We start from the raw sequence: 17,407 nt of genomic DNA on the forward strand, positions 1-17,407 counted from the left end.
AAAAATTAGGACTTGGAGGGTGAAAGTGGTGAGTGCTGTTAGCGGAAGCGCGGCGTTTAGCCGGTGCTGAGTAGTGAGTTGAGAAATAAATTCTACCTTGTCTACCTTGTCTACCTTGTCCCCAGCCAAGAGTCCCTCTTTCATCCTTGCTTGACTAAATATGTTCTTTGAAAATTCCTGAAACATCCAACAGCTAACACGCGCCATCTGCTTTTGAATGTTCTAATACCAATTCTCCAAAATCCTGCGACAGATACAACCCTTAAAACCCAGATAATACCTGACTGTCTTCAACTGCGAACTGCGAACTGCGAACTGCGAATTGCTATAAGAGGTATGTGAGAGATGTGATTGGCTAACACCCAACTCTCTCACTCCATCTTTTATTTCTTAAAATTCACCTAAATCGGTTGATACTAATCCCAGTCGGGAATTTCTTGACCTGCTTCGCCACCAACGCCGATCGCAGTATTATAAATTTCTGCATCTGTGATGGTGAGATTTTCCATTGATGCTTGATACACGTTGGAATCGAAAACATGAGCGCGGGTCATGTTGGCGTTATTTAAGTTGGCTTTTTTGAAGTTGACGTTGGTAAGAAAGGCGGCGGTAAGATTTGCTCCTTTCAAATTGGCGTTAGTCAAATCAGCACCTTCGAGGTTAGCACCAGATAGATTTGCACCAGATAGATTTGCCCCTCGTAAGTCAACGCCGATTAGATGCTCGCCACTGAGGTTCATGCCTGATAGATTACACCCTACGCATTCCCCAGTTGATAACAGTTTTTGTAAGTCTTGTGGATTCCCAGCTTTGACTGAATTTACAAAAAATAGGGGAGTGGCTAAGGCTACAGCTGCTAATAGCTTGAGTTTCATAATTTCCCCCTTTCTCCTTGATTAACATCCGTTCTTTTCCTCACATTTCTATTATCTCACTAACTTTCTAAACAATGTTGATTTAAATCACAATTTACTTGTCTAGATTATGGCTAGTGTAGTGAGTCTCAAAAGATGATTGGCTATGGTTTTTAGCTATTTTTTGTCTTTGAATTTCAGCATAAATACTGGACTCAATTTAATATTAAATCTTTTTAAGGTAATGTATCATTCGATATATTTTCGTAAAAATATTGTCAGTATTCACCTATATAAAAATATTACTCATACTTTTGATGTAAATTATAAATTAAATAACTAAGTATTCTTGCATATACCGATTAACTAATTCTGGTTTTTCTTGTTGAACACAATGTCCACACTGGGGAATATACTTAATCTGGAGATGTTTTACATAGTCTTGAGTGTTGTAAGTAAGCTCTTTGCCTAAAGCGGTATCATTTTCACCCCAAATCAACAGCGTAGGAGTCTCTAAAATTTCCCAATTTTTTTGGAATATGAGACTGGAAAAAAGATTGCGGTAGTAGTTCAACATAGCTGTGATTGCCCCAGTTTTAGCAGATGCTTGTTGATAAGCGGCAATATCATCTGGAGTAAATGCTGTTTGATTAACTGCTGTCTGAGGAATCATATTCGCGATCGCCAGATAATTATCAGCTTTGAGCATCAATTCTGGTAGCCAAGGTAGTTGAAATAGGAAGATATACCAACTGCGGCGTAACTGTGAGAGAGTCAATAAACCTTGAGTAAATTTAGCAGGATGAGGCAGATTGAGAATAATTAAACGTTCGACCATTTCAGGATGAGCATAGGCAAAATTCCAGGCGATCGCCCCACCCCAATCATGTCCAACTAAAATACAACTATCGTGTCCTAATCCTTGAATTACTCCCGCAATGTCTTTAATAAATTCATCCATGACATAAGCGGATTTACTGGTAGGTTTATCACTATCGTTATAACCACGTAAATCTAAAGCCACGGCTTGAAACTTTTCCGCAAATTTAGGAATTTGATGCCGCCAAGAATACCAAAACTCAGGAAACCCATGTAACATCAGCATCAAGCGTCCTGTTCCTTGGGTGACATAGTGCAGTTTTATCCCATTGGTATTGATATATGCGTGCTGCCAAGAATCCTGAACCACAGACATAGGTGTTATGTTCACAAGAATGCTAATTAATTATTTGATAACGTGCTAGTTCAAACATCTACTTTAGGGATTGGGAATGGGGCATAGGGCATTGCATTTTCCTTCACCTGCGTCCCCTGCCCCGAAATAAAACTATGGAAATACGCGGTGTCTGGTTAACTACTACCGATAGTCAAGTTTTGCGTTCACGGCAAAATATTGCTGAAGCTATGGATTTTCTGGCTACCACTGGGTTTAATGTGGTGTTTCCTGTGGTGTGGAATCAAGCTGTGACTTTGTATCCTAGTCAGACGATGCGGCAAACCTTTGGCTTGGAAATTGATCCCCTATCAGTCGGGCGTGATCCTTTATTGGAGGTAGTGACGGAGGCGCGGCGAGTTGGATTAAAAGTCATCCCTTGGTTTGAATATGGCTTTGCCAGTTCCTACAATTTAAACGGGGGCTTACTGTTACAGCAGAAACCAGAATGGGCAGCGCGTGATTCCCAAGGTAATCTGCTCAAGAAAAATGGTTTTGAGTGGTTGAATGCCCTGAACCCAGATGTCCAAGCATTTTTGATGAATTTAGTCTTGGAAGTGGTGAATAATTATGATGTGGATGGCATTCAAGGTGACGATCGCTTTCCGGCTTTACCCTGTGAAGGTGGGTATGATGCGGATACTATCGCCCGCTATCGTCAGGAATTTCACCGCCAACCACCGCTAAATCCCAAAGATAGACACTGGTTACAATGGCGCGCTGATATTTTGACAACATTTTGGGCAAGGCTATATCAGCAAGTAAAAGCCGTTAACCCAAACTTATTGGTGTCTATCGCGCCTAATATCCATGACTGGGCATTTCGGGAATATTTGCAAGATACGCCCACATGGTTAAACCAGGGAATAGTGGATATAATTCACCCGCAAATTTATCGGCGGGATTTTCCCAGTTACCGAGCGATCGCCAATAAACTAGTCAAAGAACAATTTACTGCTGCCACCTTACCAAAATTAGCCCCAGGAATCCTGCTGAAGTTAGGAACTTATTGCATCAGTCCCCAATATTTGGTGCAGACGATTGAGTATAACCGTCAAATAGGGATTAAAGGCGAAGTCTGCTTTTTTTATGAAGGTTTAAGAGAGAATAATCATACCTTAGCTAGAGTTCTGCAAAATCATCTCTATGCTAAATCCGCCGCATTTCCCACTTGCAGTGATTTAACTGGAATGGCGTAATACCAATTCGCAATTCGCAATTCGCAATTCGCAATAGACTTCGTCCCGCTACGCTCTAAGCGCAGCTATGCCGCAGGCTTTACGCAATTAAGAAAGTCAGATAATATCTTGGTTTCAAGCTTTGCACCTGTTGCTTAATTTTGGGTAAGTGGTATAAATACTTGTAATTGGAACACACAGAGGAAGTTAGCGAAGCGGAGGAAGCAGGGGAAGAAAAACACAATGCCCCATGCCCAATTCCCCATACCCAATCCCCAATCTCCATCACTTTTAATTCAACTTTGCAATTAAATCACATTATTTTCGTCTTTGTAACATAGTGTTACAAGCAATGCTTCATTTACTATAAAAGCTATGAATGGATCTTGTTAACTCTAGAAAATTGTGATTAAAAACCATGTCCTGTCCCCCAGTCCCAGCCGTTTTGTTAGTAGACGGTTATAACATCATAGGTGCTTGGTCTTGCCTCAAAAAAACCCGCGACACTGCCGGACTAGAAGCAGCAAGGCGTGAACTCGTGGAAACCATGACAAGCTACAGTTCTTTTCAAGGGTATGAGACCAAAATAGTGTTTGATGCTCACTATCAAAATACTGCCAGTAATCAGGAAGTAATCACCGAACTTTTATCAATTCACTACACTGATTTTGGGCAAACGGCAGACTCATACATAGAAAAAACCTGTGCATCTTTGCGCTATGAGTTTCTACAGTCTAAGATGGCTCGACTCATTGTTGCCACGTCTGACCGCGCACAACAATTAACAGTACAGGGGTACGGGGCTGAATGGTTATCAGCAGAACAATTGTGCGGTGAAGTTAAAACCACCATTTGTCTAGTTAAACAAAGGGCAAAACCACGCCAACACTCTCCTAGGAGATTGGCCAGCTCTATTGATCCCAAGGCCAAGCAAAAGCTTGTAGAGCTACGTATGGGATTAAAGTAGTGGGCTGAAGATTTTCATAGTCTTTCTTGACAAGAGTTAAGTACAGACAAAAATAATGAACTGTATCACCGTCACTGAGGTTTCTGGCGGCTGTTTGGACTGCAAAGAGACTTTCAACGAAAAAACATCCTATCCACTTTGTAGGCAAGGGGGCGGGGAGCAGGGGAGATACAGAAAATATCAACTAAGTACAATGGATAATTTATTTTCTGGAAGTCCCAAAATCAATGCTTTTAGGGTAAGCAAAAAAATTTTCTAAAAAGGCTTGCCAAATCCAGAAGACTAAGCTACTATTATAAATTGTGAGCGCAATCATTCCTCAGTAGCTCAGCGGTAGAGCGATCGACTGTTAATCGATTGGTCGCTGGTTCGAATCCAGCCTGGGGAGTTTAAAAACATTAAACTAAAACTGGTATTTCAAAGTGAGTGATTAGTGAGTCTCTATTCACTTCGTAAATACTACCAAAACATTGATAGAAGTCTAAGGGCGATCGCCTATTTTTGTGTTTGGAAGTATCCTGTTGGCGATCGCATTTTGCCAAGTTAAGATTTCCCAACAAGATTACAGTAGTCAAAGCAGAAAGCCCACTGGCTTTTAGCCGTGGGATGAATGCGTTGCAACTTTAGTTGCAGTCAACTTTTTCTAGCGAACGAATCCATTCACGAACTAAATCTGTTTTGGTTCGTTTTGTTTTCTTGGCGTGCTTTTCCAAAATCTTCATTTCGTTTTCCGGAACTCTTATGCTTAAATGTTTTTCTTTCATTTGTATCGCTTTATGCGCTACAAATATGCTATCATCATTCTAGTGGTTAGGGTATTCAACCACTTTAAAAACCCAGAGCCGAGAGGCATCGCACCTTGAAAACTGAAGATAAGGGGTTCTACACAGGAATGCTTGTGTAGGTAAAATCTTCAAGCACCAAGTACCAGAAAACCAAAGTTTTATTGGTCAAAACAGTACGGTAGGGCATACCGGATCTGGCTTCTGTAATGGAGCAAAAAGCTTGCGGACAGACCCACCTCTGGCATGATTGGGAAACTAATTATGGTAAGTGGACTGATTGAAACAAGAATCCCACGGCTTTATATGAAAACGAGCGTAAGCGATGTTTTCATAGCCGTGGGAGTGTCAATTCCAGAATTCAGGCTTCAATCACCATCCCCAACTACCAGGAATACCCTTAAAAGGGCCAACAACATCGCTAGTTATCCAACCACCATAAAAGTTTCCTGGTTGTGGTTCTACTTGTTCACCATCAACGTAGCAAGCATCCATGAAATGGGCATAGAAAGCCACATAATCTTTAATATCTGCAAAAGCGCGCGTCGGACTGGCGTAAAACCAAGCTGCATTTTGGACTTCCTTCTCACCCACTCGGATTGTATAGTATCCAGAGCGTCCCTTCCATTCACAAAAACTAGACTGTGGTGTTAACACCAAGTATTCCATTTTGATGTCTGTAGGCGAGATATAGTACGTGGGTGGATGGCTAGTTTCTAACACACGCTTGGCGTGGCGGGTGTTTACGATTTCTACACCATTAAAAATTACCTGAATGTGTTTGTTTGTGTCCTCCAAGCGGGGAGGACGGGGATAGTCCCAAACAGATTCTTGTCCAGGTTGGGGTTCAATGCGTTGAGGATACATATATATTCAAAGTCAAAAGTCAAAAGTTTTAACGGGGAAAAGGGAACGGGGAATAGGGAACAGGGGAGACTCTTTATCTGATATTTCCCCCTGCCCCCTGCCCCCTGCTCCGTTGCCATCAACGTGATAGTATATTTTTTTAATGATCAGTCCCTAAAGGATTATCTTACTTCTTTCAAGCTTTCAACTTGGTTGGTAAACATCTCTGTAAACAGACTCAAAACTGTACGTTCTTCTTGGACTTTGATGTTAGCACTTAAAGACATACCAGATTGCAAAGAAATTCTTTTGTCTTTAATGTCTAAGTATTGTTTATTTAACTTAATTTTGGCAGGAAAGCGATAAAACTTATGGGTTTCATCTGGTGGGAGTGCGTCTGAACCTATTTCAAGTACCTCGCCTTTGATGTCACCGAATTCGCTAAAGGGAAATGAATCGATTCTGACATCAGCTTTCATTCCTTTGCGGACGAACCCAATATCTTTATTGGTGATAAAAATCTCAGCAACGAATTTATCGTTGGGTATAATCTCCAAGATTTTTTGGGTGGGATTAGCTACAAAACCAGGGGTTTTTGCTTGTAAATTGAAAACTGTACCGGAAACAGGAGCGCGTAATTGTTGATATTTAAACTCTAATTGAGCTTGGGAAATTTTACTATTGACATCAGCTAAATTTTGCTCATTGTTTAGCACAATTTTCATAAATTGGCTATCAATATCAGCAATACGCTTTTTGTTATCTGCTATTTTTTCTAAAATAGTTTTATCGGAGGCTGCGACAGTATTGTAAAGTTGTTGTCTGGATTTTTCAATATCAAATTGCAGACGTTTCTTCTCTTCGTTTAATTGTGCCACTTCGGCGGCATAATTTTGGACTTGTTGTTGCTGATTCAGGTATTGTAACTGAGAGACACCACCTTGTTCTGCCAGGATTTTGAGTTTCTCTAAAATCTTTTGTTGGATATTTAAACTGGCTTGTGTATCTTGGAGTTTGACTACAGTTTGGGCTAGTTGTTTTTCGATTTTAGATACTTCTAGCCTGGCGGCAGATGCACGAGTATCTAATTCTGTTTTCGCAACTTCTAACTGTCGTTTTTCGTCACTATCTAAACCGATACCTGTAGTAGAGTTTCTTAATTGAGTGCGTAATAAATCATTTTCTGTAACTAATGCTATCCGACTTTTTAACAAGAATTCGGCGTTTCTTGGCAATCTGACTCGCGAAAATTCTAATTCCGAATTAATACCGGAAGATGAATTCATTAATTGACGATAAATCTGATTTTCCTGCATTAGACTGTTGCGAATATTATTTAAAGAATTCAATTGAGCAACAGTTGCAACAGTTTCAAAAGTAATTAGTAAGTCACCTTTGAGGACTTTTTGTCCATCTTTGATATGTACTTCTTTGACAACCCCATTAACTGGAGCTTGGACTTCTTTAACTGTGCCTTCTGGTTTTAATTGACCAGTAGCAGGAATTACTTGTTCGATTTTAGCGAAGTATGCCCAAGCAACGCCAAAACAAGCCAAAGCCATGAGAGTCAGCATGATGGTGCGTGACCAAATAGGAGATTGACGCAATACAACCGACTGTTCAAACTCTTGGTAATTAGTATTAATGGAAGATTGAGGAGGGGGTGGGGTCTGAGGTGTTAAAACTTCAGCATCAACCGCGATCGCCTGGTCATGCTTACGGTCATGCTTACCGTTACCATTGTTAGTGTTAAGTTGCGTCATAGTTGTAATTTTTGATTGTTAACTGTTGACTATTGACTATTGATTATTGACTAACTACAAATTCACTTCTTGTTGTTGATATAAATAGAAATAATGACCTTTAGCAGCCATTAATTCTTGATGGCTACCTTGTTCGATGATTTTACCGCCATCCATGACGACGATTGTATCTGCGTGGCTGACGGTGTTGAGACGGTGGGTAATGAAAAAGACTGTACTACCTTGAAAGGCGTTGGCGAGGTTGAGACAAACTTGACGTTCGGTGGGATAATCTAAAGCACTGGTAGCTTCATCTAGGACTAATAGTTTGGGTCTTTGCAGAATAGAACGAGCGATCGCGATTCTTTGTCTTTGTCCGCCGGATAGTGCAGCACCGCGTTCACCAACTCTGGTATTGTAGCCGTTGGGTAAACCCATAATAAATTCATGGGCGGCGGCAATTTTCGCAGCTTCGATAATCTCTTCTGTGGAAGCATCGGGATTAGTCAAAGCAATATTTTCTTGGACTGTACCATCAAATAACAGGGTTTCTTGGGGAACTACACCGACTTGGCGACGCAAAGAATAAAGTTCTACTTTGGCGATATCGTAGCCATCAATCAAAATTCTGCCTGCTTCTATGTCATAAAGTCGCAGTAGCAGTTTCATCATCGTACTTTTACCGGAGCCACTCTGCCCGACAATCCCGACGAATTTTCCTTGGGGAATTTCCAGATTGACATTGCATAGTTGCAAAGGCCCGCCATTAACGAATCTAAAGGAGACGTTTTCGTATTTGATCGCACCTTGAATTTCGGGAAGCGGGATGTTGTAGCGGTCAATTTCTGCTTCTTGGGGTGTGTCTACAATATCGCTTAATCTTTCTAGGGATAGGGCTGTTTCTTGGAAGCTTTGCCACAGTTGTGCTAACCGTAGGATGGGGCTAGTAACATAACCAGAGATAATTCTGAAGGCGATTAATTCCCCTAAAGTTAACTGCTGCTGCAATACCAAGTAAGCACCCACCCACAGCACTAGTAAACTACTGAGTTTATTGAGAAATTGACTGGTGGAGTTAGCGAGGGTAGAGGTGACGACAGTTTTAAATCCAGCTGCTACATATCGAGCGTATCGCTCTTGCCAAGAAAAGCGCGATCGCAATTCAATATTTTGCGCTTTGACTGTTTGAATCCCCGACATTACCTCGACTAAATAGGATTGGGTGTTAGCGTTGCGTTCGGCTTTGGTGCGTAGCTGTCTACTAACTGTCGGGGAGGCAATTAAGGTGATAACGATAAATATGGGAATTGTGGCTAAACCCACTAGGGTTAATTGCCAACTGTAAAACAGCATGACAATGATATAAACCACTGAAAATACAGCATCTAATCCCACGGTTAAAGCTGTACCGGTGAGAAACTGACGGATATTTTCTAATTCGTTGATGCGTGTAGATAACTCCCCGACTGGTCGCTTTTCAAAGTAGCGCAGTGGTAGCCGCAATAAGTGGTCAATAATTTGTGACCCCAAACCCATATCAATGCGGTTGGTGGTATCCACAAATAAATAAGTCCGTAAGGTGGTGAGTATAGCTTCAAATATCCCCACTACCAATAACAAGCCTCCCAGAACATTAAGTGTGCTGGTGCTATTTTTAACTATGACTTGATCAATAATCAGTTGGATAACTAGGGGATTGGCTAGCTGTGCTAACTGTACAAAAAAGGAAGCGATAAAGACTTCTGTGAGGACTCTTTTGTAGCGTGACAAATAGGGAAGAAACCACCGTAAACCAAAGCGTTCTTGTGGCGTTTCCTTGGTGGTGGTGAGCAGTAGTACCCTGACTTGTGGTGGAAAACTATTTTCTATCGTTTCTAAATGTTCAACTATTTGTGCTGGTTTGCAGCGAACTATCCCTTGGGATGGGACACCTAAAACGACTTGATTAGCATCGACGGCGTATAAAACGGCAAAATTTTCGCCATAACGCACTAATGCTGGTGTGGGGATGCGAGTAATAGCAGCCGTGGGAACATCGATTAAATTGGCCTTCAAGCCAATTAATTCTCCTAGATAGGCGCAAACAGGGAAGGAAATTGTCCCTTGGCGTTTGATTTGCTCAGATAACAGACGACGTACCACTTCCCGACGAAAGGGGATTTGTAAATGCTTCGTGAGCATCTGAAAACAAGCAAAAGTGCTATTTAATTCTCCCTTGCCACCAAAGAAGGGGTATTTTTGCCGGGGATTTTTACTATTGGCAGTTGTACTGCGAAATTGGGAATAGTCTTCATCTGAGGCGTAGGGAATTTCCATCGTCTCAGTGATCTGGGTTTGACTGCTACTAACAGCTAGTTGTGATTGATTACGAGGATTGAGGAATGATAAAGCCGATGGTGCTAAACCCAACAATCGTGCAGGACTGTCACTTCTGACGATAATGGTTTCTTGACCATCTTGGGGTTCGAGACGCGAACCAACAGGAAATTCGTTAATGATCCCGCTACTCAAAAACCAAACTGTATTTTTGTCTAGCTGATGAAAGTAATTTCTGCCAGGTGAGAGATATTGTATTTTAGCGGTTTGACCTGCTTGTTCTGCTAGTTCATCTAGGTTATCGATGACGTTGGCCTGCTTTGCGATCTGCAAGCCCAAAATATCGAAGATTTCCATGATGTGACAGGAATTTTCGCGTGCCTGTGCAAAGGCGGGATAGGTAGACAATAACCGCACATATTCGCTGGCTTCTATAGTTAAACCGATCATTTCGTCGGTTGAGGCGATCGCCGTTTCACAACCCAATTGACGCAATAATCCAATTTCGCCAATTATCTCTCCCCGTTGTAATAATTTCAGGGTTTTGGGCATTTGTGTTTGGGGGTCAAATCCCAATAATCGCGCCTGTCCCTCATAGATGATTGTGATGCGATCGGGGACTATTTCTTTACTGATAATGCGTTGACCGATACGATAACGGAATGCTTGCAGTCGCTCTAGTAAAAGATTTATTTCTGTAGTGGGTAGATGTTCAAACCCCTTTATAGTCAGTAAGAATTCTTGAAAGGTATTTTTTATATAGGTCATAGCTAAAAGTGTGGTTTGATTCAATAAGTTTATCTAGCAGCTTTTCTACACGCATCTCAAAAAATACTGTAGTCCCTGGTTTAACAGTCTTGACAACTTGCTGAAAAATGACAAGGTATACATAGACGGCAATGGCATAAATTGACTTTAGGGACGTACGTAAGTATACAAGTATTAATTCTAGTCACAATCTAGGGAAAATTTGCTGACTTTATATAATCACTTGACTAAAATTAAAACCAAATCGTTAATCTATAATGCTGAATATACGGCAAAGTAGAACATAAACGTTAGTCAACTTGATTATTCAAGCCATTTAGAGTGTAATACTTAAGAAAATATATTTAGGGACAAAATATCACATTTTTTTATTATGATAAACACTTAATAAATGTGAAGAAATAGTAAAAAATATAACGATGGCATGGGACATAGCTAAGATTTCTCTCCTTAGATGTTACCCCATAGGTTGATTTCTACCCTGTTGCAGTAATACTACTTATGCCAAATCGACACTAGGCGATCGCTTGTATGGGGACGGTTGAGGCTGGGGTTTCTTGCTGATGTAGGGGAATTTCAATCCAGAATTCGCACCCTTTACCTAACTCCGACTCACACCGCAAGACTCCAGAGTGTTTTTCTACAATAATTTGGTAACTAATAGATAAACCCAATCCCGTACCTTGTCCTACTGGTTTAGTGGTGAAAAAGGGGTCAAATAACTTTTGTTTGACTTTTTCCGTCATTCCTGGGCCATTATCGGCAATTCTTACCACCACACGCTCATTCTGAAGCAGTTGGGTGGTGATTTTAATGTAACTGGGATCATTGGCGATTTCTTGCGGCGATCGCTCGGCATTGTAACTATTGAGAGCGTCAATAGCATTATTAATAATATTTAAAAATACTTGATTTAACTGTCCGGCATGGCATTCTACTAAAGGTAGCTCTCCATACTCTTTGAGAATGTCAATTTTTGCATTCTCTGGTTTTGCTTTAAATCTATTTTGTAAAATTAATAGTGTACTTTCAATTCCTTCGTGAATATCAACGGCTTTCATTTCTGCTTCGTCTAGACGAGAGAAATTACGTAGGGATAACACTATTTGCTGAATGCGTTGAGACCCCATTGTCATTGAACCAAGAATTTTCGGTAAGTCTTCTTGAATAAACTCTAAGTCCATGTCATCAATTTTGGCTTGAATTGTGTGACTGGGGGTAGGAAATTCTTCTTGATATAAACGGATTAACTGTAACAGTTCTTTAGTATATTCATTGGCGTGGGTCACATTACCATAGATAAAATTGACGGGATTATTAATCTCATGTGCAACTCCAGCTACTAATTGACCCAAGCTAGACATTTTTTCAGTTTGAATTAGCTGTGCTTGGGTACTTTGTAGTTCTTGTAAGGCTATTTGTAGTTCTAACTCTGCTTGTTTGCGTTCAGCTATTTCTAACTCTAAACGCTGATTCATGTGGGTAAGTTCTGTATTTTTAATTAGTGTTTCGTGGGATTTAGCTAACTTCACCGCCATGTTATTAAATGCTTTAGCTAAATCTTCAATTTCATCACCTGTGAGAATATTTAAACGATATTCAAAATTACCTGTAGCAATTTCCGATGTTCCTGTTTGTAAGTTCTGCAAAGATTTGATGGTCGGTTGCCAAATGAGCATAAATTCACCAACCATCAGCATTAAAATCACTGCTACAACCACGAAAGAAATAATTCTTTGGACTTGGTGTAAATTTTCTAAATCTTGTGCTACAGCAAGCCTTTGTTCATCAGCACGTTTAATTAGTTGATCAAGAAATAATTTAATATCTCGGTTAAAAGAATTGATTGAGCGAAAATACAACTGTGAATTTTCTACATTAGCTTGATTAGAACTCTGTTCAATTAATTGAGTAGCGATGCGGCGCAAAAACTGATGACGAGTACGAATAACGGAGATTTCTGGAGTATTTGGCATGAGGCGTTCTAACTCATCCAAGGCTTGAATAAACTCCGCATGAGACTTTTCAATTTCTGCGTTTTGATTTTGGAAAAGCACGAAATCTTTGAGTGTGATAATTTCCGACTTTAAGGCGTTATCTGCTGCTAGTGCTGCTTTGATGGTTTCCGCAGTTCCATTACTTTTCTCGCGCACAGTTTCCTTAATCTGCTGCACCACCACTGTATTCCCAATGAGGATAGCCACCACAAGTCCAACAGATACAGCAGAACTAGTTAGTAGCTTGGTAGAGATTTTCATTTTGATGGGAGAGAAATTAAGTTCAATTCTTGGCGGATTTTTTGTATTTGATCATATTCAGCAGCAACGACAAGGGTGTATCCGTCAGACTGACTACCACCAATCAAATCAAGTCCTTTAGGAAGGCTGAGAAAAGCTTGCTGAAGCTGATGATTTACCTGGTCTGGTAATTCTGTCGATACTACTATGGGAAAATTGGGTGTGAGAATAGTTTCTGTGATGATTCTGATATTTTTTGTAGGCATCTTACCATCTTTTTGTTGATTATTACAAGCTGTCAGATTAGTAGCTACAGCATCTACAAGATTATTTTCTAAGGCTGCCATACTTTGCTCATGATTGCCTACATAGATGACTTGAGTAAAGTCTTGATAGGGGTTTTCTTGTCTTTCTTGCTTCCACTCTGCTAAGGCTGTAAGATACCCGAAATTAGAGGTTTGATCAACAAAAGCAATACTTTTTCCTTTGAGGTCTGATAATTTTTGAATATTGCTATTGGCATTAACTACAATACACATTCGATACCAAGGTTGACCAGAGATGGTATCTATAGGAGCTACTAAAGGTTGAATTTTCGCACCTTTATCTACTGCTTCTAAATAAGTTACAGAGCCTAAATAGGCAATTTGTATTTGATTTTCAACTAGTAACTGGACGACTTCTTTATTATCCTGAGCAATTTGAAACTCTACTGGTCGCTTGAGATACTCTTCTAAATATTTATCTAAAGCCTGAAGAATTTTTTCTTGATCTGTTTGATTCTGGGTGGGCATGACTCCAATACGGAGTTTCGGCAAATCGTCTTTACTACTCTCAGTCGGAGAGCCTTCGTATACTGTACCTTGTCGTTCTTGTGTACGTCGGTATATCCTCAAGGGAGATGATGAGGGAGTAGCCTCGATACTAGAGCGATTGTATTTTGAAGCGTTGTCAGTACAACTAATGGTCAGTAGTAAAGCGATCGCACCGGAAATTAAAATCTTACTACTCCGTACCGACTGCTTAGTAATCAGCCAATGCCAGGCTTTTTTCATAGGATTAGAATTGAGCGAGCAACATTGCTGGAGTGGAATCAGCTAAACACATATTGCTTTAAGAGTATATTCGCTGATCATGACCAAGTCTAGAGTAGTGAGTGGTGAGTAATGAGTGATGAGTGCTGTTAGCGGAAGCGGGGCGTTTAGCCCGTGCTAAGTGATGAGTGATGAGTCTCACTTTCTTAATTTTGTTAGCGCAGTGTTAGCGAGTCTGCAAATGTCATTTTGAATTTTGAATTTTGAATTTTGAATTGGTACTACACCTCAGAAGAAGGTCAAAATAGAACAACAGTATTTAGCCAGGGGCTAGTTATGTTGGAACATGATGTGATTATTGTCGGGGGCGGATTGGCGGGATGTCGGGCGGCGGTGGAAATTGCACGGACTGATCCTAGTTTAAAGGTGGCGGTGGTGGCGAAAACTCATCCCATTCGCTCCCATTCGGTGGCGGCTCAAGGTGGTATCGCAGCAACCTTGAAAAATGTGGATAATACGGATACATGGGAAGCACACGCCTTTGATACAGTCAAGGGTTCTGATTATTTGGCTGACCAAGATGCAGTAGCAATTTTGACTCAAGAAGCACCCGATGTAGTGATTGATTTGGAACACATGGGGGTTTTGTTTTCCCGCTTAAATGATGGTCGCATTGCACAACGGGCTTTTGGGGGACATTCTCACAATCGTACTTGCTACGCGGCTGATAAAACGGGTCACGCAATTTTACATGAATTGGTGAATAATTTACGGCGGTATGGTGTGCATATATACCAAGAATGGTATGTGATGCGTCTGATTTTGGTAGACAATGAAGCTAAAGGTTTGGTGATGTACCGCCTGTTAGATGGTCATATTGAGGTGGTACGAGCAAAAGCTGTGATGTTCGCGACAGGTGGCTATGGTCGCGTTTATAACACCACCTCTAATGATTATGCTTCCACGGGTGATGGTTTGGCGATGACAGCTTTGGCGGGTTTACCCTTGGAAGATATGGAGTTTGTGCAGTTCCATCCGACTGGGTTGTATCCGGTGGGGGTGTTGATTTCGGAAGCGGTACGGGGAGAAGGGGCGTATTTGATTAACTCTGAAGGCGATCGCTTCATGGCTAATTATGCACCTAGCCGCATGGAACTAGCCCCCCGTGACATCACTTCACGGGCGATCGCGTATGAAATTCGTGCCGGAAGGGGAATCAATCCTGATGGGAGTGCTGGCGGCCCCTTTGTCTATCTGGATTTGCGACACATGGGGAAAGAAAAAATTATGAGTCGTGTTCCTTTCTGTTGGGAAGAAGCACACCGCCTAGTGGGGATAGATGCAGTTACTCAACCTATGCCAGTACGCCCGACGATTCATTATTGTATGGGGGGAATTCCCGTCAATACTGATGGGAGAGTCCGCAGCAGTGGCGATAGTTTAGTTGAGGGTTTCTTTGCGGCTGGGGAAACGGCTTGTGTGTCCGTTCACGGTGCCAACCGCTTGGGGAGTAATTCCCTATTAGAATGCGTAGTTTATGGTAAACGCACTGGGGCGGCGATCGCTCAATACGTACAGCAACGTAAATTACCTCATATAGATGAACAACATTACATCAAAGCCGCTCAACAAGAAATTCAATCTTTACTAGAACAGCCAGGAAAATACCGTATTAACCAAATTCGCCAAGCTTTTCAAGATGCGATGACTGAATTTTGTGGCGTTTTTCGCACTGAGGAATTAATGCGTACAGGCTGGGAAAAAATCACTGCCCTACAAAAACAATACAATCAGATTTATTTAGATGATAAAGACAGTTATTGGAATACAGAACTTGTAGAAGCTTTAGAATTGCGGAGTTTAATGGTAGTCGGACAGACTATTTTAACCTCAGCTATCAATCGCCAAGAAAGTCGCGGCGCACATTTTCGGGAAGATTATCCCCAGCGTGATGATACTAATTTTCTCAAGCATACAATGGCTTATTATTCACCAGCCGGAATTGATATTCAATATCGTCCGGTAGCCATTACCATGTTTGAGCCACAGGAGAGAAAATATTAGTCTTGGCGATTTGATTGATAAAATCTTCGTGTTTGCGGGAATACTGAGTTTGATGCCAAATTTTCGGGAATTGGCAAGGGTAAATATCAGACCAACTTTTGACATTAAACTCAGTATTTGCTTAAAAATATGAACGAAATTTATATATCCTATGCTTGGAAAGACAATAACAGCGAATCAGGAAAACGCCGGGAAGAATTAGTTGATCAAATCTGTGATACTCTACTTGCTCAAAACTATAAATTAATTCGCGATCGCTATCATTTATCTCTAGGAAAAAGCATTAAGCAATTCATGGAATCAATTGGTCGCGGTAATTATGTGATTTTAGTGATTAGTGACAAATACCTAAAATCAGAATACTGTATGTTTGAGGCTGTAGAAGTTATTAAATCTAAAGAATATCAACAAAGAATTTTTCCCATCGTCTTAGAGGATGCTGACATATACAGCAAAGAAGGACAGTTTCACTATATAAATTACTGGAAACAGCAAAAAGAAAAAATAGAAAAAATTATCGCTTCTGATTTTAACTCAGATATATATTCTGCTATTCATAATATAGCCGATAAAATTATCGAAATCTCTCATCAAATTGATGACTTTATTTTCTTTATAGCTGATAAAATCAGCATTAATCCAGTGAAAAACTTTGATGATTTTATTAATCAGATCACCTGCAACATTCAAGATGATGCAGTAAAACTCAGAAGTAATCAGAACATCTTAGTAGCTGGTACAGGTAATTATCAACTTCCTCCAGAGATTTATCTAACTGCGAAAAATCTGGGTGAGAAAATAGCGAATTATGACTATAATTTGATAACAGGTGGTTGGCAAGGCGTAGATTATGTAGTAGCAGAAAGTTTCGCCAATCAGCTAGCACTTAAAAATATTCCTCTTTCCCGTAAATTAACCCAAGTAGTTGTGCATGGAACACAACCTATTTTCAGAGGTGGAACTTTAGAATACACAGAACCAGGGATTAATGAATGGCTGAAATGTTTGCAAAAAGCTGATGTGGTTATCCTCATAGGTGGTCTTGGCGGTACTTATGAAACTTATCTTTACGCTAAACAAGAAAAAATTCCAGTGATTCCCATTGTATGCACTAATGGTGATGCGAAACGGGTCTTTGATGAAATGTTAAAAGATTGGGATAATCAACTTATGGGTAACATTTCAATCACCAAATTTAAGTCACTCAATCAATATATTAATAATGAAATGACTGCTGAGGATGTTGTCAATGATGTGATGGATATAGTCAATGAAATTATTTTTAATCAAACCGTCTTAAAAGTGTAAAATTCTGAGGGTTTTGGTTAACACTCTTTAAGTAATAAGTAAAGAGTATTTACTCATTACTTATTACTCATTACTCAACACTCCCCCTTTCTTGTTGC

General features: G+C 40.4%; 13 protein-coding genes and 1 tRNA gene. 5 read left to right on the forward strand and 9 right to left on the reverse strand.

Features of this window, described 5'->3' with window-relative positions:
* Positions 1-416 precede the first annotated feature (416 nt).
* Both CLI64_RS25725 and CLI64_RS25730 read right to left on the reverse strand, forming a co-directional pair.
* On the reverse strand, positions 417-875 hold the full coding sequence (locus tag CLI64_RS25725; RefSeq protein ID WP_103139881.1) for a pentapeptide repeat-containing protein: 459 nt from the start codon (positions 873-875) through the stop codon (positions 417-419).
* 310 nt (positions 876-1,185) lie between these two features.
* Positions 1,186-2,049 (reverse strand): alpha/beta fold hydrolase, encoded by an 864-nt coding sequence (locus CLI64_RS25730; RefSeq protein ID WP_103139882.1) that lies wholly within the window; start codon positions 2,047-2,049, stop codon positions 1,186-1,188.
* 134 nt (positions 2,050-2,183) lie between these two features.
* Between CLI64_RS25730 and CLI64_RS25735 the strand changes: the two genes are divergently transcribed.
* The 3 genes from CLI64_RS25735 to CLI64_RS25745 all read left to right on the forward strand — a co-directional run bounded on the left by CLI64_RS25735 (position 2,184) and on the right by CLI64_RS25745 (position 4,600).
* Entirely contained in the window at positions 2,184-3,266 is a 1,083-nt protein-coding gene (locus CLI64_RS25735) for a glycoside hydrolase family 10 protein (RefSeq protein WP_103139883.1), read from the forward strand.
* Between the two features lie 397 nt (positions 3,267-3,663).
* Positions 3,664-4,212 carry an NYN domain-containing protein gene (locus tag CLI64_RS25740; RefSeq protein ID WP_103139884.1) on the forward strand — a complete coding sequence of 183 codons (549 nt, stop codon included), beginning with the start codon at positions 3,664-3,666 and terminating at the stop codon, positions 4,210-4,212.
* Between the two features lie 316 nt (positions 4,213-4,528).
* Positions 4,529-4,600 (forward strand) — tRNA-Asn (locus CLI64_RS25745).
* A 10-nt stretch (positions 4,601-4,610) separates the two neighbouring features.
* On the opposite strand, the gene CLI64_RS30980 is transcribed toward CLI64_RS25745, so the two are convergent.
* The 7 genes from CLI64_RS30980 to phnD all read right to left on the reverse strand — a co-directional run bounded on the left by CLI64_RS30980 (position 4,611) and on the right by phnD (position 13,958).
* Positions 4,611-4,787: a hypothetical protein gene (locus tag CLI64_RS30980; protein WP_157943322.1), complete on the reverse strand. Its 177-nt coding sequence runs from the start codon at positions 4,785-4,787 to the stop codon at positions 4,611-4,613.
* 48 nt (positions 4,788-4,835) lie between these two features.
* Positions 4,836-4,976, reverse strand: coding sequence for a ribbon-helix-helix domain-containing protein (locus CLI64_RS25750; protein ID WP_103139885.1), 141 nt, complete (start codon positions 4,974-4,976; stop codon positions 4,836-4,838).
* Between the two features lie 390 nt (positions 4,977-5,366).
* On the reverse strand, positions 5,367-5,861 hold the full coding sequence (locus CLI64_RS25755) for a DUF427 domain-containing protein (RefSeq protein WP_103139886.1): 495 nt from the start codon (positions 5,859-5,861) through the stop codon (positions 5,367-5,369).
* 161 nt (positions 5,862-6,022) lie between these two features.
* Complete coding sequence (locus CLI64_RS25760) at positions 6,023-7,603, reverse strand: HlyD family efflux transporter periplasmic adaptor subunit (RefSeq protein WP_103139887.1); 1,581 nt, start codon at positions 7,601-7,603, stop codon at positions 6,023-6,025.
* Positions 7,604-7,657: 54 nt separating this feature from the next.
* Entirely contained in the window at positions 7,658-10,666 is a 3,009-nt protein-coding gene (locus CLI64_RS25765) for a peptidase domain-containing ABC transporter (RefSeq protein ID WP_103139888.1), read from the reverse strand.
* Positions 10,667-11,181: 515 nt separating this feature from the next.
* Positions 11,182-12,924 (reverse strand): sensor histidine kinase, encoded by a 1,743-nt coding sequence (locus tag CLI64_RS25770; RefSeq protein ID WP_103139889.1) that lies wholly within the window; start codon positions 12,922-12,924, stop codon positions 11,182-11,184.
* Positions 12,921-13,958 (reverse strand): phosphate/phosphite/phosphonate ABC transporter substrate-binding protein, encoded by a 1,038-nt coding sequence (phnD, locus tag CLI64_RS25775; protein WP_103139890.1) that lies wholly within the window; start codon positions 13,956-13,958, stop codon positions 12,921-12,923. Before phnD ends, CLI64_RS25770 begins: the two co-directional genes overlap by 4 nt.
* A gap of 315 nt (positions 13,959-14,273) precedes the next feature.
* Between phnD and CLI64_RS25780 the strand changes: the two genes are divergently transcribed.
* Together CLI64_RS25780 and CLI64_RS25785 are read left to right on the forward strand one after the other, a co-directional pair.
* Positions 14,274-16,001 (forward strand): succinate dehydrogenase/fumarate reductase flavoprotein subunit, encoded by a 1,728-nt coding sequence (locus tag CLI64_RS25780; protein WP_103139891.1) that lies wholly within the window; start codon positions 14,274-14,276, stop codon positions 15,999-16,001.
* Positions 16,002-16,130: 129 nt separating this feature from the next.
* Positions 16,131-17,309 carry a toll/interleukin-1 receptor domain-containing protein gene (locus CLI64_RS25785; RefSeq protein ID WP_103139892.1) on the forward strand — a complete coding sequence of 393 codons (1,179 nt, stop codon included), beginning with the start codon at positions 16,131-16,133 and terminating at the stop codon, positions 17,307-17,309.
* Positions 17,310-17,407: the final 98 nt, after the last annotated feature.

It is taken from the genome of Nostoc sp. CENA543, assembly GCF_002896875.1.
Taxonomy (GTDB): domain Bacteria; phylum Cyanobacteriota; class Cyanobacteriia; order Cyanobacteriales; family Nostocaceae; genus Trichormus.